Source organism: Flavobacterium sp. K5-23, from assembly GCF_023278045.1.
GTDB lineage: Bacteria > Bacteroidota > Bacteroidia > Flavobacteriales > Flavobacteriaceae > Flavobacterium.
The window spans coordinates 2003308-2025191 of sequence record NZ_CP056783.1; the positions used below are offsets into that span (position 1 = coordinate 2003308).

21 protein-coding genes are annotated in these 21884 nt (G+C 34.8%); 4 read left to right on the top strand and 17 right to left on the bottom strand.

Features of this window, described 5'->3' with window-relative positions; all coding sequences use genetic code 11:
• Positions 1–6: 6 nt before the first annotated feature.
• Complete coding sequence (locus FLAK523_RS08705; RefSeq protein WP_248902656.1) at positions 7–2721, top strand: DNA gyrase/topoisomerase IV subunit A; 2715 nt, start codon at positions 7–9, stop codon at positions 2719–2721.
• A 53-nt stretch (positions 2722–2774) separates the two neighbouring features.
• Here the strand turns inward: FLAK523_RS08705 and FLAK523_RS08710 are convergent, their stop codons facing one another.
• The 11 genes from FLAK523_RS08710 to FLAK523_RS08760 all read right to left on the bottom strand — a co-directional run bounded on the left by FLAK523_RS08710 (position 2775) and on the right by FLAK523_RS08760 (position 10654).
• A complete protein-coding gene (locus tag FLAK523_RS08710; RefSeq protein ID WP_248902658.1) occupies positions 2775–3548 on the bottom strand; it encodes a TerC family protein in 774 nt (257 codons plus the stop codon).
• Positions 3549–3634: 86 nt separating this feature from the next.
• Positions 3635–4009: a DNA topoisomerase IV gene (locus tag FLAK523_RS08715; RefSeq protein ID WP_248902660.1), complete on the bottom strand. Its 375-nt coding sequence runs from the start codon at positions 4007–4009 to the stop codon at positions 3635–3637.
• A 51-nt stretch (positions 4010–4060) separates the two neighbouring features.
• Entirely contained in the window at positions 4061–4642 is a 582-nt protein-coding gene (locus tag FLAK523_RS08720; protein ID WP_248902662.1) for a DUF1572 family protein, read from the bottom strand.
• 2 nt (positions 4643–4644) lie between these two features.
• Positions 4645–5217: a pentapeptide repeat-containing protein gene (locus FLAK523_RS08725; RefSeq protein ID WP_248902664.1), complete on the bottom strand. Its 573-nt coding sequence runs from the start codon at positions 5215–5217 to the stop codon at positions 4645–4647.
• Entirely contained in the window at positions 5217–5438 is a 222-nt protein-coding gene (locus FLAK523_RS08730) for a DUF6095 family protein (RefSeq protein ID WP_248902666.1), read from the bottom strand. The genes FLAK523_RS08725 and FLAK523_RS08730 overlap by 1 nt, the downstream gene beginning before the upstream one ends.
• 166 nt (positions 5439–5604) lie before the next feature.
• The gene (locus FLAK523_RS08735) at positions 5605–6498 is read right to left on the bottom strand and encodes an IS3 family transposase (protein WP_368670301.1); all 894 of its coding nucleotides are present in this window, start codon (positions 6496–6498) and stop codon (positions 5605–5607) included.
• The gene (locus FLAK523_RS08740; protein WP_248902668.1) at positions 6468–6863 is read right to left on the bottom strand and encodes a transposase; all 396 of its coding nucleotides are present in this window, start codon (positions 6861–6863) and stop codon (positions 6468–6470) included. Before FLAK523_RS08740 ends, FLAK523_RS08735 begins: the two co-directional genes overlap by 31 nt.
• Before the next feature lie 78 nt (positions 6864–6941).
• On the bottom strand, positions 6942–7760 hold the full coding sequence (murQ, locus tag FLAK523_RS08745) for an N-acetylmuramic acid 6-phosphate etherase (RefSeq protein ID WP_248902670.1): 819 nt from the start codon (positions 7758–7760) through the stop codon (positions 6942–6944).
• 477 nt (positions 7761–8237) lie between these two features.
• Complete coding sequence (locus tag FLAK523_RS08750; protein WP_248902671.1) at positions 8238–8864, bottom strand: hypothetical protein; 627 nt, start codon at positions 8862–8864, stop codon at positions 8238–8240.
• 354 nt (positions 8865–9218) lie between these two features.
• The gene (locus FLAK523_RS08755; protein ID WP_248902673.1) at positions 9219–9890 is read right to left on the bottom strand and encodes a ZIP family metal transporter; all 672 of its coding nucleotides are present in this window, start codon (positions 9888–9890) and stop codon (positions 9219–9221) included.
• Positions 9890–10654 carry a bifunctional 2-polyprenyl-6-hydroxyphenol methylase/3-demethylubiquinol 3-O-methyltransferase UbiG gene (locus tag FLAK523_RS08760; RefSeq protein ID WP_248902675.1) on the bottom strand — a complete coding sequence of 255 codons (765 nt, stop codon included), beginning with the start codon at positions 10652–10654 and terminating at the stop codon, positions 9890–9892. Before FLAK523_RS08760 ends, FLAK523_RS08755 begins: the two co-directional genes overlap by 1 nt.
• A 161-nt stretch (positions 10655–10815) precedes the next feature.
• On the opposite strand from FLAK523_RS08760, the gene FLAK523_RS08765 reads away from it, so the two are divergent.
• Both FLAK523_RS08765 and FLAK523_RS08770 read left to right on the top strand, forming a co-directional pair.
• Entirely contained in the window at positions 10816–11991 is a 1176-nt protein-coding gene (locus FLAK523_RS08765; RefSeq protein ID WP_248902677.1) for a class I SAM-dependent RNA methyltransferase, read from the top strand.
• A 196-nt stretch (positions 11992–12187) separates the two neighbouring features.
• Positions 12188–12424 (top strand): hypothetical protein, encoded by a 237-nt coding sequence (locus FLAK523_RS08770; protein WP_248902679.1) that lies wholly within the window; start codon positions 12188–12190, stop codon positions 12422–12424.
• A gap of 86 nt (positions 12425–12510) precedes the next feature.
• Here the strand turns inward: FLAK523_RS08770 and FLAK523_RS08775 are convergent, their stop codons facing one another.
• From FLAK523_RS08775 to FLAK523_RS08795, 5 genes are all read right to left on the bottom strand, one after another.
• Positions 12511–13344 carry a DUF6048 family protein gene (locus tag FLAK523_RS08775; protein WP_248902682.1) on the bottom strand — a complete coding sequence of 278 codons (834 nt, stop codon included), beginning with the start codon at positions 13342–13344 and terminating at the stop codon, positions 12511–12513.
• On the bottom strand, positions 13316–13837 hold the full coding sequence (locus tag FLAK523_RS08780) for a DUF6452 family protein (RefSeq protein ID WP_248902684.1): 522 nt from the start codon (positions 13835–13837) through the stop codon (positions 13316–13318). Before FLAK523_RS08780 ends, FLAK523_RS08775 begins: the two co-directional genes overlap by 29 nt.
• Before the next feature lie 320 nt (positions 13838–14157).
• Positions 14158–15573: a 23S rRNA (uracil(1939)-C(5))-methyltransferase RlmD gene (gene rlmD, locus FLAK523_RS08785; RefSeq protein WP_248902686.1), complete on the bottom strand. Its 1416-nt coding sequence runs from the start codon at positions 15571–15573 to the stop codon at positions 14158–14160.
• Between the two features lie 250 nt (positions 15574–15823).
• Complete coding sequence (locus tag FLAK523_RS08790) at positions 15824–16273, bottom strand: hypothetical protein (protein WP_248902689.1); 450 nt, start codon at positions 16271–16273, stop codon at positions 15824–15826.
• A gap of 137 nt (positions 16274–16410) precedes the next feature.
• Entirely contained in the window at positions 16411–17940 is a 1530-nt protein-coding gene (locus FLAK523_RS08795; protein WP_248902691.1) for a carboxypeptidase-like regulatory domain-containing protein, read from the bottom strand.
• A 272-nt stretch (positions 17941–18212) separates the two neighbouring features.
• Here FLAK523_RS08795 and FLAK523_RS08800 point away from each other — a divergent pair, with 272 nt between their 5' ends.
• The gene (locus tag FLAK523_RS08800; protein WP_248902693.1) at positions 18213–20060 is read left to right on the top strand and encodes a CocE/NonD family hydrolase; all 1848 of its coding nucleotides are present in this window, start codon (positions 18213–18215) and stop codon (positions 20058–20060) included.
• A gap of 402 nt (positions 20061–20462) precedes the next feature.
• Here FLAK523_RS08800 and FLAK523_RS08805 read toward each other — a convergent pair whose 3' ends face one another.
• On the bottom strand, positions 20463–21107 hold the full coding sequence (locus tag FLAK523_RS08805; protein WP_248902695.1) for an SGNH/GDSL hydrolase family protein: 645 nt from the start codon (positions 21105–21107) through the stop codon (positions 20463–20465).
• Positions 21108–21884 lie beyond the last annotated feature (777 nt).

A 21884-nucleotide genomic window follows, 5' to 3' on the forward strand; every position in this document is an offset into this window, starting at 1 on the left:
CACTATATGAAAGACGAGGAAGAAGAAAATACAATTCCAGATAATGAAGATATAAATTCAGAGGATAATTCTATTGATGAAAATCAAGAAGAAAAGGAATCTGATGAAATAATTGAAGTGGATGCCAAGAATTTTGAAGGACAGCATTTTTACGATATTCAAGAAGACGGTAACGATACCATAACCAAAGTTACGGGAATGTATAAGGACTGGTTTTTGGACTATGCGTCTTATGTTATTCTTGAACGTGCGGTGCCTGCGATTGAAGATGGTTTTAAACCGGTTCAGCGTCGTATAATGCACTCGCTTAAAGAGTTGGATGACGGGCGTTACAACAAGGTAGCTAATGTTGTGGGTCACACGATGCAGTATCACCCTCACGGAGATGCGAGTATTGGTGACGCTATGGTGCAAATAGGTCAAAAAGAATTGTTGATTGACTGTCAGGGAAACTGGGGTAATATCCTTACTGGGGATAGTGCGGCAGCTTCCCGTTACATTGAAGCGCGTTTGTCAAAGTTTGCTTTGGAGGTGTTATACAGTCCTAAAATTACGGATTGGGGAATGTCCTATGACGGAAGACGAGCGGAGCCTAATAATTTACCGGTAAAATTTCCATTACTACTCGCTTCAGGGGCTGAGGGAATTGCTGTAGGTCTTTCGACCAAAGTGTTGCCACATAACTTTAATGAGTTAATTGATGCTTCGATCAAAATATTAAAAGGAAAGCCGTTTACGCTTTATCCTGATTTTATGACACAAGGTATAGCAGATATATCTAATTATAATGATGGACTGCGTGGCGGACGTGTTCGTGTTCGTGCCAAAATTTCCCAGCTGGATAAAAACACTTTGGTGATTACCCAAATTCCGTTTTCGACTAATACTACAACACTTATTGATAGTATTTTGAAAGCGAATGATAAAGGGAAAATCAAAATCAAAAAGATAGAAGACAATACCGCAGCCGATGTTGAGATTTTAATTCATTTGTTTCCGGGAGTTTCTCCTGATAAAACCATTGATGCCTTATTTGCTTTCACGGCTTGTGAAACTTCGGTAGCGCCATTAGGTTGTGTTATTGAAGACAATAAACCGTTGTTTATAGGTGTTTCGGCAATGTTGAAAATTTCAACAAACAGAACGGTACAATTGTTAAAAAGCGAATTGGAGATTCAATTAAGCGAGCTGGAAGAACAATGGCATTTTCTGTCTTTGGAACGTATTTTTATCGAAAACAAAATCTATCGTGACATTGAGGAGCAAACCACCAGAGAAGATGTTATTCAGGCAGTAGATGATGGTTTAAAGCCACACATTAAACATTTAAAACGTGCTGTAACCGAAGACGATATTCTTCGTTTGTTGGATATTCGAATTATGCGTATTTCTAAATTTGACAGTAACAAAGCGCAAGATAAAATTGAAGCTTTAGAAGGAAATATTGAACAGGTTAAACACGATTTGGAGCACCTTATTGATTTTGCCATTGCCTATTTTGTTAAGCTAAAAGAGAAATACGGTAAAGGAAGAGAACGCCAAACGGAGCTTCGTATTTTTGACGATATCGAAGCGACCAAAGTGGTGTTGAGAAACACTAAATTGTATGTAAACAAAGAAGAAGGATTTGTGGGTACGAGTTTGAAAAAAGACGAGTATGTTACGGATTGTTCGGATATTGATGATGTGATTGTTTTTCTTCGTGACGGGAATATGATGGTGACTAAAGTGGATGCCAAAACTTTTGTGGGTAAAGATATTATTCATATTGCCATTTTTGACAAAAGCGACAAACGTACTATTTACAACGTGATTTACCGAGATGGAAAATCAGGGCCTTCTTATATAAAAAGATTCAATGTTTCTGGTGTTACCAGAGATAAATTATATGATTTGACTAATGGTACCAAAGGATCTCAGATTCTTTATTTTACTTGTAATCCAAACGGGGAAGCCGAAGTAATTACCATTATCCTGCGTCAGGTAGGAACTATCAAGAAATTAAAATTCGATGTTGATTTTGCTAGCCTAGCCATTAAAGGCCGTGCTTCCAAAGGAAATTTGGTGTCCAAATATCCTATTAAGAAAATCGAAATTAAGGAAAAAGGTATTTCTACTTTGTTACCAAGAAAAGTATGGTTTGACGATACGGTTCAAAGGCTGAATGTAGATGGTAGAGGAGAGTTGTTAGGTGAATTTAGGCCGAGTGATAAAATTCTAATTATTCTGCAATCCGGAAAATTGAAAGTGGTGACTCCTGAATTATCTACTCATTTTGAGGAAGACATGATTGTATTGGAGAAATGGATTCCTAAAAAACCTATTTCTGCTATTTACTTTGATGGTGAAAAAGAACGCTATTACTTAAAGCGTTTCTTAGTGGAAACTGAAAATAAAGAAGAGAGCTTCATTACGGAACATCCAAATTCACAATTGGAAATTATTTCGACTGATTATCGCCCTGTGGCCGAATTGATTTTTCCAAAAATTAAAGGAGTCCAAAAAGAAAGCGTTACGATTGATATCGAGTCGTTTATTGCCGTGAAAGGTTTTAAGGCGTTAGGTAACCAGTTAACAACTGATAAATTGAAGCAAGTGAATGTTCTTGAATCCTTACACTATGAGGTTCCAGAGGAGATTGTTCCAGAACGCAGTCAAGATACTGAGGAGGATTTATCTGATGTGCATCTTGATGAAGATGGACAGGTTAACTTGTTTTAAAACATAAAAAAAGCTCCATTTGGAGCTTTTTTTTTAAGTTTTGTAATGTCATTTTATTTCTTTTTCTTCGAAGCTTTCATATTCAACACTTCTACAAAAAGGGAGAAGGAAATAGCAAAATATAAGTACCCTTTTGGAACTGGCGTTACATGGCTTCCAAAGATTAGGGCATTAGATAAATGCGCACTTTCAGTAAGTAGCATCATTCCAATTAATATCAAAAAGGATAAACCTAAAATCTGAATCGATGGGTGTTTATTTACAAAAGAACCTACAGGAACTGCAAATTGCATCATTATTAAAACCGAAATTACTACAGCTGTAACCATAATATACAAGGCTCCCTCAACTCCATTAGTCATCCCGACAGCAGTAAGAATACTATCAAAAGAGAAAACCAAATCAATCATTATGATTTGCAATAAAACGTTTTGAAATGATTTTGTCGCCGCTTTCCCAAGCTCTTTTTCTTCAAGTCCTTTTTCATCTACTTTTTCACGAATTTCATTCGTGCTTTTGTAAATTAAAAATAAACCACCTCCAAGTAAAATAAGACTTTGTCCTGTTATTCCGGCTGAGAACCAACTTAAGTCAACTGTAAACCAAGGTTCTTTCATTTGGGTTAATAAGTTGATTCCAAACAAAAGGGCAATTCTCATAAACATAGCTAAAAACATACCGATTTTAGTGGCCTTTTTTCGGCTTTCAGCAGGAAGTTTTCCAGTAGCGATTGAGATGAAAATGATATTGTCAATTCCTAGGATAATCTCTAGAAATGTTAATGTTAATAGGGCAATCCAAGCATCCGGATTTAAAAATACTTCCATTTTATTTAAGTTATGAATTATGAATTATGAGCTATGAGTTTCCTGAATACTGCTGCTGACCACTGATTACTGCCACCTGAACACTATTATTCCGAGATCTTTGTGACGGTTCCTTTTTGTTTTTGATCAGTACCTACTATTCCAAATTCAAAGGTATACGAATTTCCTGAAGTTGTCAAAATTTTCATTCCGATAGCTTTTTCTTCCGCGCTGTTTTTTGGGTGTAATTTTTTTAAAATGTATTCGCAATCATTTACCCATCTGATGGTAGCTGTATCGGTTTTACCTTCAAAAGTTTCTATTTCGATGCTGTCATTTCGCTCAAATACAGTTGTTTTTTTAACTCCGTCAACTTCATATTCAAAACTAAATTTTCCGGTTCTAAAATCTTTGCAATTGCGTTCTACATTATAACAGGAGAACATCAAAAAGAGTAAGGGAATCAAGAGCAATTTTTTCATTTCTAAGTTTTTGTTTTTACGTTGGATTTTTTTAATATTCAGCAACAGCTTTTATTTTTTATTTAGCCTTTTTAATTCGGCATCAGTAAAGTGTTTTATTTCTTTTTCTTTAGCAAATTTATCAGCATTATAACTCGTTGATTTGTTTTTGGGAATGGAAAGGCTTTCCCAACTGCCATTTTTTAATTGTTTGGCATAAAGTACAATTTGACCAATATGATAGGGATAATGGGCCAATTGTCTGTTTATTGCATCCATTGCTGTTTGTCCCTCATTTCGGATGTATATAATTTGTAAAAGCTGTTCGGGAAGCAGGGAATCGATTGCTTGAAAAAAGCAATCCCAGCCCGTATTCCATGTTGCTAATACTTCCTCTTTGGTTTGTGGTTCATTTTCAAATTCCATATCCCTTTCTCTCCATTCTTTTTCACCATCTGTAGTCAAAAAGTCAGTCCATCGAGATAACATATTCCCTGAAAGGTGTTTTACAATTGTTGCAATACTGTTGGAATCTTCATTTGTCGCAATAAAAAGTTGGTTCGTTTCCAATTGCTCCATTGCTTTTTCGCCAATTGTCTTGTAATAATGCATTTGCTTTTTTACGCTAGCAAGGTAGTGTTGATTGATATCCATTTTTACTGAATTTTGATGTCGTATTTGTCTAAAAGCCCTGGAATACCTTGAGTGGAAAACTTAGCTTTTTTCATTGGGTTAAACTCGGGATCAATTTTATAATTGTATGCGGTTAGGAAGTTAACTTCCTTTAGTTGGGTATCATTAAATATAGCGCCGTCTAAATTGCAGTTGTCAAAAACTGAATTTGATAAAATGCAACCAATAAAAGTCACTTCTTTCAGCGAACTATTTAGGAACTTTGTTTTGGGCATTTTCTTGTTGGCAAAAGAAGAGTAATCCAAAACACAATCTTGGAAATTCACGTTAAATAAAAAATCAGTGCAATTTTGAAAATGAATTCCCAGCAATTTGCAATTTGTGAAACTAACCGTTTTTAAGCTTGTGCCTACGAGTTGCATCATAGAAAGGTTACAGTCAATGAACTCGCAATCCATAAAAGTATTGTTAGAGAAATTACTATTTGAGAAATCACAATTTTTAAAAGTACAATCTTCAAATTCTCGATTGCTAACTCTCTTGTTGATGAAGTTTACCTTTTCAAATGTTTTTTGAATGTGAATTAATTCTTCCATTAGTCGTTAAATATACCTTTCATAATTGTTTTTAATCCTATATACATCAATGCCATTGCCGATATACATGCAATAATTCCAACTCCTAAAACCAAGTAATGCCAAACATTTTGTTGGTTCATAAACGCATTATAAATCAGTGTTGGGCCTATGAACAACAAGGGCAAAGAGCCTGTTAGATATCTAATTCCTTTGGATAATAAGTCTTTATTTATTGGCATTATTTTTTTGTTTTTTAAACACAAAGTTCACAATCCCGATAACTATCGGGATTCGCAAAGTTCACAAAGAATAAATTGTTTTTTTAGGTTTAAATACTTTAAAAATATTCTAAGTTGTTTACAATCTTAGTTTATTATTTTCATATTACTGAATGCACGTCCCTAATTAAAGTTGACCGATTTCTATTAATTTCTCATTGTCAAAAATAGTAATAATAGGCTTAGAAAAAAGAGGATTATTGAACCAATTATTTTCAAAATCAACAGGACTTAATTTCCCTATGTTGTTATGAGGTCTCTTATTATTATAATGTTCAACTGCTCTATCTACATCCTTTTTTAATTGTTCAAATGTTTTAGGTTTCCAGTGGTCTATATACTCTTCTTTTATTGTTCTGTTAATCCTTTCTGCATAAGCATTGTCTTGTCCTGACAATGCCATGCTGATTTCGCATCCACTCCCTTTGAGAAGAGCTATATATTCATTGTAAATATACTGACTACCTCTATCAGAGTGGTGTATCATTGGAGCTTCATTGTTTTCTAATGCCATTTGCATTGCGCTTAAATTAGCAGTAGCTCTCATGTGATTAGATAGTTGATGTCCAACGATTTTCTTTGTATAAACATCTATTATAAAAACTGCGTAATAAAATCTTTCTCCAACATAAATATAAGTTATATCTGATTGCCATATCGTTGACGGAGCATAAACAGACATTGACTTTATTAGATTCGGAAAATAAACTTTCACAGAAAACGTTGTTCTCCTGTAATTTTTATGTCTTTTTATCCTGAACCCTAAATCCATAAACGTATCGATAAATCTATCTCTTCCTATGAAATTAGGACGCAAAGCATAATACATTTTCTCAACCCCACAACCAGGGTGTTCTTTCCTTAGTTCCTCTGCTTCTATAATCAGACATTCTATATTTCTTTCAAAAGCAATCTGTCTTTTTGAATACTGATTAACTGCTTGCTTGCTTATTTTAAGTGTTTCATAAAGCTGATTTAAAGAAAAACTTACTACTTTCTGGTTCTCAACGAACCAGCTGATTGTGGGGTGTTGAAGTTTTTTTTTATGTCGATATTAAGCTCATCTTTAGCTATATCGATCATCTTTTCGAGATAATCAATTTTTATTTGCTTCTGACCAACCGCTTGCTCAAGTTCTTTTATCTTGAGTTCTAACTGTTTTAGCTTATCAATGTTACTATCTTTCATTTCTACAACTCTAATTCCTTTTTCATTAAAAGTAGAAAATTTATAAATCCAATTGTAGATTGTAACGTTATTTACTCCGTAAAGTCGTTCTAATTGCAGAACACTATACTTCCCGCATTCGTAAAAACTTACGATTTCTTTTTTAAACTCTTCCGAATAAACCCGGAGTTTCCTAATTTCTTTTAAATTTGCATTCATATAACTTGACTTTTGTGGTCAACCTATATCAGGGAAGTACAAAGTACAGAACACTGAACACTGAACACTGCTTACTGTTTACTGCTTACTATTAAAAGAGTCAACGGCCTTTCTCACACTTCCGTGTTTTTCTAACAAAGCAGCCGCTTCTTCATAACTAACGGGAATTTCTCCCATAATCATTTTTACACCGCGATCCACGAGTTTAGTGTTGCTTAATTGCATATCGACCATTTTGTTTCCTTTAACTTTTCCAAGTTGGATCATCGTGGCTGTTGAAATCATATTAAGCACTAATTTTTGTGCTGTTCCAGCTTTCATTCTAGAGCTTCCGGTTACAAATTCTGGTCCTACAACCACATCGATAGGAAATTGTGCTGTTTGTGAAAGTGGACTAGCCGCATTGCAAGAAATACTTCCCGTGATAATGTTATTTTCGTTACAAGATTGCAATCCGCCAATGACGTAGGGAGTTGTTCCTGAAGCGGCAATACCTATTACCACATCGTTCTCATTTATGTTATATTCCAATAAATCTTTCCAAGCTTGGGTTGCATTGTCCTCGGCATTTTCTACTGCTCTACGTATTGCCATATCACCACCGGCTATGATTCCGTTTACTAAATCGAATGGCACGCCAAAAGTAGGTGGACATTCAGAGGCATCCACGATTCCTAATCTACCTGAAGTTCCTGCTCCTATATAGAAAAGTCTTCCGCCTAGTTTCATTTTAGCAACGATTTGGGACACTACAATTTCTATTTGTGGCAATGCTTTTTCAACAGCATAAGGAACGGTTTTGTCTTCTTGATTGATATTAGATAACAATTCTTGAACGGACATCTTTTCCAGATGTTCGTATTTTGAGGATTGCTCGGTAGTTTTTGTGAAAGTCATTTCTTTTTGAGGTTCAAAGTTGCAAAGATTCAAAGGTACTACCTTTTTGAAAAGTATAATAAATTTTGTGGTTTTGATTTACGGTAGATTGATGGAACGCAGATAAAACAGATTCGCTTGCTCGAAAACGCGGATAAAAGCGCAAAGAAATCCAATTTTGTAGAATCAGTAGCCTCTATCTTGTCTTTCCGACGAAGGAGGAATGGCATATAGAATTTCGACTATAAGGTTTATGAGTATTTGTTTTTTTGCCGTTAGCTGAGTCATTGCGAGGAACGAAGCAATCTCATCTAGTATTTCGACAATGTAGTTTACAGGTTGAAGGAAGTTATTATTTAAATAAACCGCAGTAAAAGACGCTGCGATTTATTTATTTAAGTTAATAGACGTCTCAGACGAGCGCCAGATAGGTGTCTACATTCTTTGTAGGCACGGATTGCAAATCCGCTTATCCTTTAGATTCGCAAAGTAGTTTTTTTATTTTGAATAAATAATTTTTATGGTTTCATCGTTAATCGCATCACTCCAATTTAAGCTTGGTTGAAGACTTTTAATTGCTTCAACATCTCGTTTGAAATTATTATTAAGTTGAACTGGATGAATATTACTTTGCATACTTTCATCAAATTGGATGTTTCCTAAATATTTTATTTCACCTTTTTTTAGATTAAATGGTAAGTTGAATCCATTTATTGAAGTGTCTCTGGTTGAATATCCATAATTAGTAAAAAGTCGCAAAAAAGGAATTTCGTAATTTCCAGCTTTGCGTTCCAATACAAATAAATACGTTTTTCCATTTTCTAATTGTCCATCGTGTTTCATTTTGATAATTTGTTGAGGAACAAATCGAATTTGAGTAGAATTTTTTTCTGCTATTTTTTTATCAGAATTTGTATTTGATATTTGAACAAAATATCCGTTAAATTTAGCTTTCTCGTTTGGAAATGTGATAGATCCAAAAATCAGTCCATTTTCTGAAGTGTTTTTGTCGAATTGAATCGGTTCATACGGAATAGAAGTTACAACACCACAACTATTGAAAATGGAAATTGTTGCAATTATTATTAAGGTTAATTTGCAGATTTTTTTTAATTTTTTAGTCATTTGTTTTATCTTAGTTTATTTGTTTTCGTTTGCTTGGAAATAACGCGCAACTAGTATATAGGTCTGATAAAATCAGACTTATCACCCCAAAATTAGGTAGATTGGCCTGACATACGCCACGCATTATTTGTTTTCAAAAGTAGTTAATTTTTTACTTTTTACTTTAGAGATTGTGAATTTTTTCTGAGGATAATTTTATGGGAGATAATTCAGTTTGACTATATGAATTGGTACTTGTACAGCGTGAGGGATAGCAGTGAAAATCCCACGCCTTTTTGCGTGGATTGAAGCGAATAGCCCGACCCGACCCCGATAGCTATCGGGGTTACGGAGGGGCACGCCCAAATTATAGAATTATAAAAAGTAAGCCAATATAATTCCCAGAATAATCATGGAAACTTTGGCGATATTGAATTTATGTCCTTCACTACTTTCAAAAATGATAGTCGATGAAATGTGGAATAATATCCCAATAACAACGGCTGTTATTTGGGTTGTGAACTGGTTTAAAACAGGTAAATAATCGGAAACGAAAGTTCCTAACGGCGTCATAATGGCAAAGGTGATCATAAAGGCAAAAATGGCTTTTTTGTTCAGATGCGAATTGATGAAAAAGGTTGTTAGAATTATGGCAATAGGCAAGTGATGAATGGATATACCAATTGCTAAGTTGTTATGATGGTTCCCCACAGGAAATCCTTCCATAAATGCGTGGATACAAAGACTGATAAATAGGAGCCATGGGATTTGGTTCATATTTGCATGTCCGTGTACGTGTCCATGTTCAGCTCCTTTGGAGAAAAACTCCAATATGATTTGGAATAAAATACCCAACATTATAAAAATCCCTATGTTGCTGTCGTGACTTTCGTACACATCAGGTAACAGGTGCATCACAGTTAGTGAAAGCAAAAAAGAACCACTAAAAGCCAGTAATAACTTAAGATTGGTTTTGTTTTTTGGCTTTAATACCAGTGCGATGCCATAACCGATTAATACAGAAAGTAAGGGTAAAAGATAATTCATTATTTGAAAATCATAATTAATCGTTCGCTTTCATTCTTGTAGAATTTTTTTAGCTTATAGTCTCCAAAAATATCCAAAAGATAAATTCCGGCTTCTTCCATTAAAGCTTCAAAATCCTGAAGGGTTAAGGCTTTTACTTTTTCAGTGAAATGAAATTGCTGTCCTTTGTCTTCAAAATCTATTTCTTTATAAATATGTCCGTCCTTTAAATACCTTTTTAGATGAAAATCAATTCCGTCCACGGTTTTTGTTTCTTCGGGAACCAAAGTGTTAAGTACTTGGGTCACATTCATAAAGTCAATCACGGCAAACCCATATTCAGAAAGACTTTCTTTTATGGATATTAAAGTGGTTAAATTGTCCTCGTCGTTTTCGAAATATCCAAAACTGGTAAACAAATTGAAAATGGCGTCATACTTCTCTTCGAATGGCTCACGCATATCGTGCACTTTAAAATGCAAAGAACTGTTAGCGTTTTTATTTGCCTCGGCGATACTGTTTTCTGACAAATCAGCACCAAGAACATCAAACCCTAATTGATTAAGATAAATAGAATGACGGCCTTTACCACAAGCTAAGTCAAGTACTTTTGCTTTTTCAGGCAGATTAAGATAATGAGTAATATTATCCATAAAAACCTGTGCTTCTCTATAATTTCTTTCTTTATAAAGGATGTGATAATAGGGAGTATCAAACCAAGAACTAAACCAAGTTTCAGCTGGTTGTTCGTTGTTTATTTCGTTTGGTTTTTGTTCTTCAGACATTTATTCTTTTTCAATTAATTCAAGTCCGGCAAATTTAGTGTATTTTTGCTGAAAAATAACGAATCTGTATAGATACACTGTGATTCTCTTTGAGAATTGTGTGATTTTTATAAGAGGTTAAATATGAAACAGAAAAAGGTCTGTTTTAATTATACACAAAAATGGAAGATAATTTTAAGATGGTTGCCAAAACCTTTTTTGGTTTTGAAGAAATATTAGCTAAAGAATTAATTAAGCTAGGCGCACAAGACGTGGAGCAGGGTGTAAGAATGGTAAGCTTTAAAGGAGATAAGGGATTTATGTACAAAGCCAATTTGTCTTTGCGTACAGCCCTAAAAATCTTAAAGCCTATTTATTTTTTTAAGGCTAACAACGAACAAGCTTTATATAAAGGAGTAGCTGGTGTAAACTGGTCAAAATATATTAATGCGAACCAAACTTTTGTAATTGACGCAACAGTTCACTCGGATAATTTCAATCACTCGGAATTTGTTTCCCAGAAATGTAAGGATGCGATTGTGGATCAATTTAGAGAACGAACAGGACAACGTCCAAGTATTGATAAAATACATCCTGATTTAAGAATCAACATTCATATCGACAGAGACCAAGTTTCAGTAGCGTTAGACACTTCTGGAAATTCATTGCACCAACGTGGGTATAGAACAGCAACTAATATTGCTCCTATAAACGAAGTTCTGGCTGCCGGAGTTTTATTACTATCGGGTTGGGACGGAGAGACTGATTTTATTGATCCTATGTGTGGTTCAGGTACTTTACTTGCCGAAGCGGCTATGATTGCTTGTAACATTCCAGCAAACATTAACCGTAAGGAATTTGCTTTCGAAAAATGGCGCGACTGGGATAATGAATTGTTTGACAGCATCACAGACAGCTTGTTGAAAAGAGTTCGTGAATTTCACCATACCATTAAAGGGTATGACAAAGCACCATCAGCGGTTCAAAAGGCCAAAGACAATATCAAGAATGCAAATCTAGAAGAGTACATCACTATCGAAGAGCAAAACTTCTTTGATACGGAGAAAACTACCGAAGGGAAATTACATATGGTTTTCAATCCGCCTTATGATGAGCGTTTGGATATTCATATGGAAGAGTTCTACAAGAGCATTGGAGATACGCTTAAGAAAAATTACCCAGGAACGAATGCTTGGTTTATCACGGGTAATCTTGACGCCTTGAAATTTGTGGGGTTAAAACCATCTAGAAAAATCAAACTTTTTAATGCTAGTATCGAATCCCGTTTGGTGAAATACGAAATGTATGAAGGAAGTAAGAGAACGAAGTTTCAAGTTGTTGAAGGGGATAGTGAGTAGTATTCAGTGGTCAGTAATCAGTGGTCAGTGGTCAGTATTCAGTGGTTAGTGTTCAGTAATCAGTGCTCAGTATTCAGTAATCAGTGCTCAGTGATCAGTAATCAGTAAACAGTGTTTAGTATAATTAGAACTTATAATTCATAACTTATAATTCATAACTCATAATTTATAATTCATAATTCATAATTTTTTTTCGATGACAAAATTACAAGTAAGAGCATTTCTATACCAATTAGGGTGTTTTGCCATATTATTTATATCAGCGCGCTTTTTAGTGGAACGTTATACGAATTTGACTGGTATATGGATTCCTGCAACAGCATTTGTTGTTGGGACACTTTTATCACCAAAGTTTAAAGCAATGAAAACCAATGACGGAGAGAAGTTGTTTATGAAATGGATTTTCACTAAAGATGTGAAAGAAATAGGATAATTTACAACAACTCTATAATAAAAAAACGAGCCAATTATATATGTATAATTGGCTCGTTTTCTTTTATATCTATCCTGTTAAAGGATTTATTTTTTAGTTGTCACAACTTTTTTGGCAACGACCTTCTTTTTATAAAGTGGGATGAAATAAGAAACGGTATAGTTGATTCCTACTCCAAAACTACCGTCATAAGTTCTGTTGAAACCCGGAATGTAAAGGTTATCGAAGTTATCTGGTTTTTTGTTTGTAATCAAGGTATTTAATCGAAGGCTGAATCCCATAAATACGTTGTCAAACACTTTTGCTTTTACACCTGCTACCACTTCAATCCAGCTAGCGGTAAGGCCGTCGAATTTTTGAGAAGTTGCAATTGCGGGTACTTGTCCAAAATAAGGGTTGGCATTGTATATTTTATAATTGTTCAGTTCTTGACTGAAGGTGCTTACTCCATAACGCATTCCTATAGAGATAATATTCTCCATATCCAGCCAGTTTTCATACGCATTGTAGTCAAAACCAACTTTTAGGTACGAACCTTTGGTTGTGAAATTCAATCGGTCGTCGTCAGTGGTTTTGTTTTCATTACCAATTTCGGCTGCCAGATAATATTTTTTGTTCAGTCTAAAATCTCCTGCGAGTTCCAGTCCCTTATAATCTTTGTCATAGAATGCTTTTGTCAGTTTGAATAAATCAATCCCAACACGCAGTCCATAACGGTCTTTTTTTACGGGAATGGTATCTGTTTTTTTAACAACCTCTTTATTTGGGATAATGGTAACAGGAGGTCCTGGAAGGATTCCCTCGGTTTGTGTGCTGGTTTGTTTTGCCGGTTCCACTTTTTTTGTCGTTTCTTGAGCTTGTGACAAAAAGAAAGACGTTAAGAGACAAATACTAAAAAAATATTTCAATGTGTGTTTCATTTTCGTTATTTAAAGTACTGTTTTTAACGGCTATGTGCTGAATCCATTTTTGGTCCAGAACTGCTGCATCGGTATGTGTAAATGGATTTTGGGGATTTAAAATAAAATTAGTTTTAAAACCGCAAGCTCTGGAAACGAAGAGATTTTGTCTGGTGTAATTAAACTTCAGAATATCTTCGTTTACCAATGCTGTATTAGGATTCCCCGAATTCAGAATAAAACGAAAGCTTGTCGCATCGGCATCTGTTTTTAGGGGAATTGAAACTTTACTTCCATTAATTAGAGTGCTACTATTAAAAACAATTCCTTCAGTCTTTCCTTCTCCAATAATTTTTAAATCCGTCACATTTTTTAATGTGGTGGAATTTACGGAATCATAAAATGAAATCACTAATCGAGGAGTAGTAATGGTATTAGCATCACAAATATCATCTTTCTCACAACTGGAGAAAGTGAAGGCAATGGCTAATAACAACAAAAATGTTTTTTTCATATAATATATATTTAGTGTTCAGTAATCAGTGCTCCGAGTTCAGTCCTAATAGTTCTGAATACTGCTACTGCAAACTGAGCACTATTTTCTTCATAAAAATAGTTTACTCTAATTTTTAAAAACAACAGGTTTTCAATTTCAATGGCAAAAACCAATGTCAATAACTGTGTCAATGTCAATGTCAAAAATCAATGTCAATAACAATGGCGAAAATCAATATCAATGGCAATGACAATAGCAATGACAAAAAGCAATAATTTAACAACTGCGACTGAACACTGAATACTGACCACTGATTACTCGATACTGATCACTGAAAACTATTTTCTTCTTTCCAAAAGAACTACATTCTCTACGTGATGCGTTTGCGGAAACATATCCACTGGGCGCACACGAGTTACTTTGTATTTTTCGTCCATTAAAGCTAAATCACGAGCTTGTGTAGCTGAGTTACAACTTACATAAACCACTTTTTCAGGAGCAATTTTCATAATTTGTTCGATTACATCCTTATGCATTCCGTCTCTTGGTGGATCAGTAATAATCACATCAGGATGACCGTGTTGCGCTATGAAATCGTCGTTAAAGACCACTTTCATATCTCCTACAAAGAACTCACAGTTTGTGATTTCGTTGCGTACCGCATTCGCTTTAGCGTCTTTAATCGCATCTGGAACACTTTCGACACCTATTACTTTCTTTGCTTTTTTAGAAACAAACTGAGCAATAGTACCCGTTCCAGTATATAAATCATAAACGATTTCGTTTCCTGTCAATCCAGCAAAGTCACGAGTGATTTTATATAACTCATAGGCTTGGTCTGAATTGGTTTGGTAGAAAGACTTAGCGTTAATGCTAAATTTCAATCCTTCCATTTCTTCCAGGATGTAATCACGACCTTTGTATAGTTTGATGTCAGTATCGTAAAGCGTATCGTTTGCCTTACTGTTTACCACATATTGTAAAGAAGTAATTTGTGGAAACTTCTCATATAAATGGTCTAAGATTAATTCTCTGTTGGCTTTATCGTTTTCAAAAAACTGAATCAAAACCATAATCTCACCAGTTGAAGAGGTACGCAACATTAAAGTACGTAGCAATCCTTCGTGCGCTCTCGGGTTAAAGAAAGTTAGACCATTTGCATTAGCAAAATCTCTCACTTCGTTTCTAATCGCGTTAGATGGATCTTCTTGTAAGTGACATTTATTGATGTCCAGGATTTTGTCCCACATTTTCGGAATATGGAATCCTAGGGCATTTCTATTTCCTAAATCTTCGGTGCTGCTAATTTCAGCTTCGGTCAACCAACGGCTGTTCGAAAACGAAAATTCCATTTTGTTTCTATAAAAGAACTTTTTCTCTGATCCTAAGATAGGTTCAAATTCAGGAAGCTCTACTTTCCCTATGCGTTGCAAGTGATTCAACACCTCATTTTGCTTGTAATACAGCTGTTGGCTGTACTTCATATTTTGCCATTTACAACCTCCACAAACACCAAAGTGCTCGCAAACAGGTTCTATACGATGTTCAGAAAACTCGTGAAAATGAACCGCTTTCCCTTCGTAATAGGCCTTGCGCTTCTTAAAAGTCTGCACGTCAACCACATCACCCGGAACCACATTTGGGATAAACACTACCTTACCATCGGGCGCTTTTGCTACCGATACGCCTTTTGCACCTGCATCAAGGACTTTTATTTGATGAAAGACAACCTTGTCTGTATTTTTCTTAGCCATGGCGCAAAAATAAGCGTTTGTAAACTTTTATAAATTCAAATTGCGAAATATTTTCAAAAAAGAGTGTTTTTTATTTGAGCCTATTCCCGCTTTTCGCTGCAAACCCGCCATTCTACAAGCAAGAACACTACGCCTGTAAAGGAGCTTCCGCTGGTCGCTCTTTACCGGCAAGAGTTCTAAAGCTGGTAGTACCGCGGTTTTTACGCTATAATCGGGGGCAGGGGAGTTGAAGTTGTAAATTAGTATAGTTCTAAAATTGGTCTTTACGCTTCATCATTTCGTAATTTAAAATCGTGAGAAAATAAAAAATAAAATCGGCGCAAATTTTTCCTGCAATTACTCCTGTTAATGCATTTCCGGTTAAAATGGGCAACCAATACATACAAAACGGACGAACCAATGAAATATCGAGAAGAGCGGGATAACCAAATTCCAGCAACAAGTTTCTAACAATCAAGAGCACATCTTTAAAAGAAGTGCGTTGCTGCAGTATTTTATTCTTTTTGCGCCGTTGCAGGAAAACCATAATAAGTATAACACCATAAAAAGCAAAGTACTCCGCAAACGTAATTAGGTAAGCCGTCGTCAAGCCATCAAAAAACCTACTGAATTGCGAACCCAGCAAAGCCGCGCTGCTAGCGGCCAACTCGGCATATTTATAGCGATCAAACCATTCTTTAAACTGTACTTTAGAAAGCATAGAAGTTTTTTACTTATTGGTAAAGAAAAGCAAAAGTAAAAAAAAACACAATCTAAATTAATCTATCGCTACAGATTGAAAGGATTCAAAAGAATTTAATCTGTGCTTCTCTTTTTAATCTCTGATAAAAAACATTTTTAATTTGCAGCTTTAAACTGTTTCATTTCTTGCAACGGTTCGATGGCATTGTAATCTTTCCAAATTTTTGGATCGTAGGATTTGATATTTATATATTTAAAATTTTCTTCCTTGATTTTTTCTATGGCGGCAACGTTCGTTTCAGTACGGGACATATTTAAAAACTCTGTTTTATTGCGAGTATTGGCTTCAATTTTAAAATCAATTGCCAATACGTCTTTTTCACCGTTAGTTAATTCTATAAGCTTCAACGGGCGATTGAGATAAAAGTAATTTCCACTTTCTGTAGCGGCATACTGCATATAGTAGCTATCCTCTTCGGCTCTTTTTTTGTAAATTATGGTTCCTTTGCTAACATTTTCGGATACTTTAATTCCTAACAGAAACTTCATATTGAAATTATGCACCTTTTCTCCTTCGTCTAGGACATAATCAGTTCTCAGGACAGCATAATCGTTTTCAGAAATATACAGTTTACCCACATACATGGCTTTGCTTTTTCGAGGTTTAAAAGAGAGGATATAGGCAAATTCATTTTGATCAGTGTAGGTTGTGCCTTCAAAAGTGTAGTCGTATAGATCCGGTTTTTGTATAAAATCGAATCGCTTATCGCTTAAAAAATTATTTTCATGCATAAAGCTTTTAAGCTTGCTTTTTGTAGCAGTTAACGGGCTGTTTATTTCTATGTCAATACCTTTGTTTTTCTTTTTATTGAAGTCTTTACGTAACGAAATCGTATCTCTTGATCCAAAAAGCCCACTTTTTGCGCGGTAATATTTAGTGGAGTCTAAGTGTTGTAACATCATATTCATAGCTGTTTTTTCTAAATCGTCTAGGGACGTAGACTCTCCTTCCTTTTTTAAGACAGTAGCTTTTAAAACAGCTAGTTTTGAGGTAAACACAAACTTATCAGCTTTTTTGGTTTTAACCGAATAGTAATTACAAAGAATATCCGTAAATGATAACGGCGGATGCGATATTAATTTTTTAGAAAAACCCTGCAAGTCATTGTTGACTTTTGATAAGGCTTGCTTGCTAAAACCAGTTGATTTGTTAATCTCCACATCGATTATCGAAGGATTAAAATAATTAGAGGTTCTGTAAAAGAACATTTCTTTTGACCCTTTTTCGCCAGTGGTATAATTACGGCTCAAGTTGGCTTTTACATTAGCCATAATCTCATAAGGATTTGGTTTTATGTTTGATACGACAACATCATTCAGTTCGTAAATTCCGGGTAAAAGCTTAATCGTAAAATCCAGTTTTTTCAATTCCCCAACGGTCAGTTGCTGATTAACAAAACCCAAATAGGAAACAGTAAGGAATGTTTCGTCTTTACTATTGTTTTCCGAAAGTGAAAAATAACCTTCGCCATTTGAAACCAAGTTTTCCGACTCGTTCACCCTAATATTTGCATACGGAATACTTTCTCCAGTTGTGGAATCAATGATTTTTCCTTTTATGTTTTGGGCATTTCCTATTTGGAAGAAAAAAAGAATAAAATATATATTTATCAGGGTTTGTCTCATTTTTGTAAAGTGCTTTAAAGATGTAAGCTTTAACTAAATTATATCAATTATCTGTTTTTTTGATATTTATCAGTAGCAAATTGACACTATTAAAACTATAGCTGCAATACCCACTTTTAGTGATTTATAAAATTTTAACTTTTTGGGATGTATAACCTTTAAGCAATCGAAAACACTAGATAAATCAACTTGTTTTTAATTTAGATAAACTAAATTGTAAAACAACCATATTTCTAAATATATTTACCGTTCTATAATTAGCTGTTATTTACATGAAAAAACTATTATTTATTGCGCTTTTAGTGTTTACTACGAGTGTGTTTGCCCAAGACAAGAGTCAAGGTACTACTAGTGAAAACTACACCAAGAAAGAAGTACAAATTAAAATGCGTGATGGCGCAACTTTATTTACTGCCATTTATGCACCCAAAGACCGTTCTAAAAAATACCCTATCATTATGCAACGCACGCCCTACAGCTGTGCGCCTTATGGAGAAACCGAATTTAAAAAGAGTATTGGTCCAAGTGATACGATGATGAAAGAAGGTTATATAGTCGTGTATCAAGACGTTCGTGGGCGCTATATGAGTGATGGTTTGTATGACAATATGCGAGCTTTTATCCCTAATAAAAAAGTAAAAACCCAAGTGGACGAAGCTTCCGATACGTATGATACGATTGACTGGCTTGTTAAAAACGTGGAGAACAATAACGGGAATGTGGGTGTATGGGGTATTTCGTATCCTGGATTTTATTCTACTTATTCTTTGTTAAGCAACCATCCTGCTTTGAAAGCAGTTTCGCCTCAGGCTTGTATTGCTGATTTCTTTTTTGATGATTTTCATCATAATGGCGCTTATTTATTGAGCTACTGGAAAGCGACACCTTTATTTGGTATCCAAAAAGCGGAAAAAACCGACAAAGGTTGGTTTAAATTTCCTGATTTAGGAACTAAAGATGATTACCAGTTTTTTCTAGATGCAGGGCCTTTGTCTAATTTGGATAAATTTTATGGGAAAGACAATGAATTTTGGCAACAGCTAAAAGACCATTCAAGTTATGATGATTTCTGGCAAAAACGCGGAATTCTACAACACTTAAAAGATATTAAACCTGCAGTAATGACAGTAGGAGGTTGGTTTGATGCCGAGGATTTATATGGTCCTTTAAACACGTACCAAGCCATTGAAAAAAGCAGTAAGAACTACAATACAATTGTTATGGGACCTTGGAGTCACGGCGATTGGGCTAAGAACTCGGCTAGTGCTGTGATTGGAAATATAAAGTTTGGCGATAGTATTTCTGGGTTTTACCAAAAAAATATCGAAGCCAAGTTCTTCCGTCATTTCTTGAAAGACAATGGAAAAGGGGAAAACAAATTACCGGAAGCCTATGTCTTTGACACTGGTTCTAAAGACTGGAAAACGTATGACGTTTGGCCACCAAAAAACATAGTAAAAGAAAGCTTTTATTTGGCTTCAGACAAATTAACGACTGCTGTGCAAACGAATGTTGGTTTTGAGGAATTCATTAGCGATCCAAAAAAACCAGTTTCTTTTACTGAAGATATCAACCAAAAAGGGATTACTCCTAGAAAATACATGACAGATGACCAACGTTTTGCAGCAAGACGTCCTGATGTTCTAGTTTTTGAAACGGACGTATTGACTGATGACACTACATTGGCAGGAGATATTTTGGCGCAATTGCAAGTTTCCACTTCTGGAACAGATGCGGACTGGATTGTAAAAGTTATTGATGTATTCCCAAATGACGAACCAGAAACGCCTGAAGTTGCTCCTTATTTAAAAATGAGCAATTACCATATGATGGTGCGTAGTGAGGTGATGAGAGGTCGTTTTAGAAATAGTTTTATAAACCCGGAACCTTTTGTGGCAAATGAGAAAACAGCCGTAAATATCAAATTGCAAGATGTGATGCATACCTTCAAGAAAGGGCATAAAATCCAAATCCAAGTTCAAAGTACCTGGTTTCCTTTGATTGATTTGAATCCGCAAACGTATGTGGACAATATCTTTTATGCAAAACCGGAAGATTTTAAAAAGCAAACACATCGTGTGTATTCAGATTCTAAAATACTTTTTACTGTTTTGAAATAAATTCTGTTATTTACGAGGTTCAATTGTCCTTAGCTTCCGTAATCGAGCGTCAAATGTTTGAAGAATACGTAAAAAGAAAAGCTGTTTGAGCGCAGCGAGTTCTTTTCTTTTAGTATTTAAGAACTAATTTGACCGATGAGGGAGTGTAGACTTGATTTTTTTGTTTCTTTTTTGATCAAGCAAAAAAGAAAATTAGTAAAACATAATTTTATAATTTCAAAAAAACTTAATTGGTAGTGTACCTGCTTCTCGATAAAATCTCGCCCCCCAAAAGCGGAATCACTCGAACTGACGAAAAATCATCATCTCGTTGAGTTGGCTCATAAAGTAAATGATTAATGTGAAAACAAGAATCCAATCCTAGAAATAGTGATTGGGTTTTTGTTATATAGGAATTTGTGGTTATTGTGTAGCGAGAGCATTTTGTATCGCTTTCTCTATCAAAGGCGCCATTATTTCATAACCAGCTTTGTTAGGATGCACGCCATCTTTAGAATAGGCTAGGGGCAGTCCTTTTTTATCATCAGTCATTGCCGTGTGATAATCGACAAATGTAATTTCATTGGCAGTAGCATAACTACTTAGAAGAGTATTCAACTCAATAATGGTATTTGCAGGTTCTTGATTGGGTTGCCATATAAAATCATTAGCTGGTAAAATCGAGCAGAGAATGACTTTTATGTGATGGGCTTTCGCCAAATCCACCATCGAGAAAAGGTTATCTGTTATCATTTCTAATGTTGAAGGTCCCGTATTACCGGCGATATCATTGACACCTGCTAAAATAACAACGAGACTAGGTTTTAATGCAATGACATCGGCTCTAAAACGCAGTAATAGTTGCGGACTTGTTTGGCCGCTGATTCCTCTATTAATATAATGATGATTTTCAAAATACTCTGGTGCTTCACGGCTCCAAAACTCGGTTATAGAATCTCCCAGAAATACTACTCGCTTATCATTAAGCACCGAGTTTTGAAAAATCGAATTGGCTTTTTGGTATTTGTTTAGATTGGGCCAGTCTTGTACTTTGTTTCGTTTTTCCATAAAAGATTTTGAAATGGACTGGGTTATTTTAGAAAAAATCCTAGTCACTAACAATAGATGTTCCGAAGCAAATCTAGCTAAAATAATTTCGGATTAATTCTATAAAGCACAGTATTTTTAATTTGTATTTATATTCAAACAGATAATTAGAATTCCACCGTTAACAAATAGTTTACCATATGAGAAATATAAGGACATATAAGTTATTGATTTTTAAGCCTCGCTTAAATCCTCTTATATTTCTTAAATGGTTAAAAATTAATGCTGTTTATTTCAGTATATAGCCATAATTTCAAAGTCATTTTCGAATGAACCAATTCTTTGTGTCTATAATTGGTTTTCGATATATAATTTGTTGCACGTCACTTCGAGGTGTGATTTTTTCATAAAAAAGTAATATTAAATGACATTTGAGGTTTAAAGTTGAATTCGATTACAAACTAAAATGCTGTTGTTTAAGAGGTTCAGTTGTCCTTAGCTTCCGCAGTCGAGCGTCAAATGTTTGAAGAATACGTAAAAAGAAAAGCTGTTTGAGCGCAGCGAGTTCTTTTCTTTTAGTATTCGAGAACTAATTTGACCGACGAGGGAGTGTAGACTTGATTTTTTTGTTTCTTTTTTGATCAAGCAAAAAAGAAAATTAGTAAAACATAATTTTTTATTTTCAACAAAACGTCATTGGTAGTGTACCTGCTTCTCGATACATTTCAAAATAAAAAATTTTGAAATACTCGAAGTGACGAAATGAAAAAATGTATCGAGAACCGTTTTTAATTCTAA

Coding starts and splice junctions, on each gene's coding strand:
- FLAK523_RS08800 (WP_248902693.1), top strand. CDS start 18,213: ATGAAAAAACTATTATTTATTGCGCTTTTAGTGTTTACTACGAGTGTG.
- FLAK523_RS08705 (WP_248902656.1), top strand. CDS start 7: ATGAAAGACGAGGAAGAAGAAAATACAATTCCAGATAATGAAGATATA.
- FLAK523_RS08730 (WP_248902666.1), bottom strand. CDS start 5,438: ATGCCAATAAATAAAGACTTATTATCCAAAGGAATTAGATATCTAACA.
- FLAK523_RS08790 (WP_248902689.1), bottom strand. CDS start 16,273: ATGCTTTCTAAAGTACAGTTTAAAGAATGGTTTGATCGCTATAAATAT.
- FLAK523_RS08805 (WP_248902695.1), bottom strand. CDS start 21,107: ATGGAAAAACGAAACAAAGTACAAGACTGGCCCAATCTAAACAAATAC.
- FLAK523_RS08750 (WP_248902671.1), bottom strand. CDS start 8,864: ATGACTAAAAAATTAAAAAAAATCTGCAAATTAACCTTAATAATAATT.
- FLAK523_RS08715 (WP_248902660.1), bottom strand. CDS start 4,009: ATGAAAAAATTGCTCTTGATTCCCTTACTCTTTTTGATGTTCTCCTGT.
- FLAK523_RS08765 (WP_248902677.1), top strand. CDS start 10,816: ATGGAAGATAATTTTAAGATGGTTGCCAAAACCTTTTTTGGTTTTGAA.
- FLAK523_RS08770 (WP_248902679.1), top strand. CDS start 12,188: ATGACAAAATTACAAGTAAGAGCATTTCTATACCAATTAGGGTGTTTT.
- murQ (WP_248902670.1), bottom strand. CDS start 7,760: ATGACTTTCACAAAAACTACCGAGCAATCCTCAAAATACGAACATCTG.
- FLAK523_RS08755 (WP_248902673.1), bottom strand. CDS start 9,890: ATGAATTATCTTTTACCCTTACTTTCTGTATTAATCGGTTATGGCATC.
- FLAK523_RS08775 (WP_248902682.1), bottom strand. CDS start 13,344: ATGAAACACACATTGAAATATTTTTTTAGTATTTGTCTCTTAACGTCT.
- FLAK523_RS08740 (WP_248902668.1), bottom strand. CDS start 6,863: ATGAATGCAAATTTAAAAGAAATTAGGAAACTCCGGGTTTATTCGGAA.
- FLAK523_RS08760 (WP_248902675.1), bottom strand. CDS start 10,654: ATGTCTGAAGAACAAAAACCAAACGAAATAAACAACGAACAACCAGCT.
- FLAK523_RS08795 (WP_248902691.1), bottom strand. CDS start 17,940: ATGAGACAAACCCTGATAAATATATATTTTATTCTTTTTTTCTTCCAA.
- rlmD (WP_248902686.1), bottom strand. CDS start 15,573: ATGGCTAAGAAAAATACAGACAAGGTTGTCTTTCATCAAATAAAAGTC.
- FLAK523_RS08725 (WP_248902664.1), bottom strand. CDS start 5,217: ATGGAAGAATTAATTCACATTCAAAAAACATTTGAAAAGGTAAACTTC.
- FLAK523_RS08710 (WP_248902658.1), bottom strand. CDS start 3,548: ATGGAAGTATTTTTAAATCCGGATGCTTGGATTGCCCTATTAACATTA.
- FLAK523_RS08780 (WP_248902684.1), bottom strand. CDS start 13,837: ATGAAAAAAACATTTTTGTTGTTATTAGCCATTGCCTTCACTTTCTCC.
- FLAK523_RS08720 (WP_248902662.1), bottom strand. CDS start 4,642: ATGGATATCAATCAACACTACCTTGCTAGCGTAAAAAAGCAAATGCAT.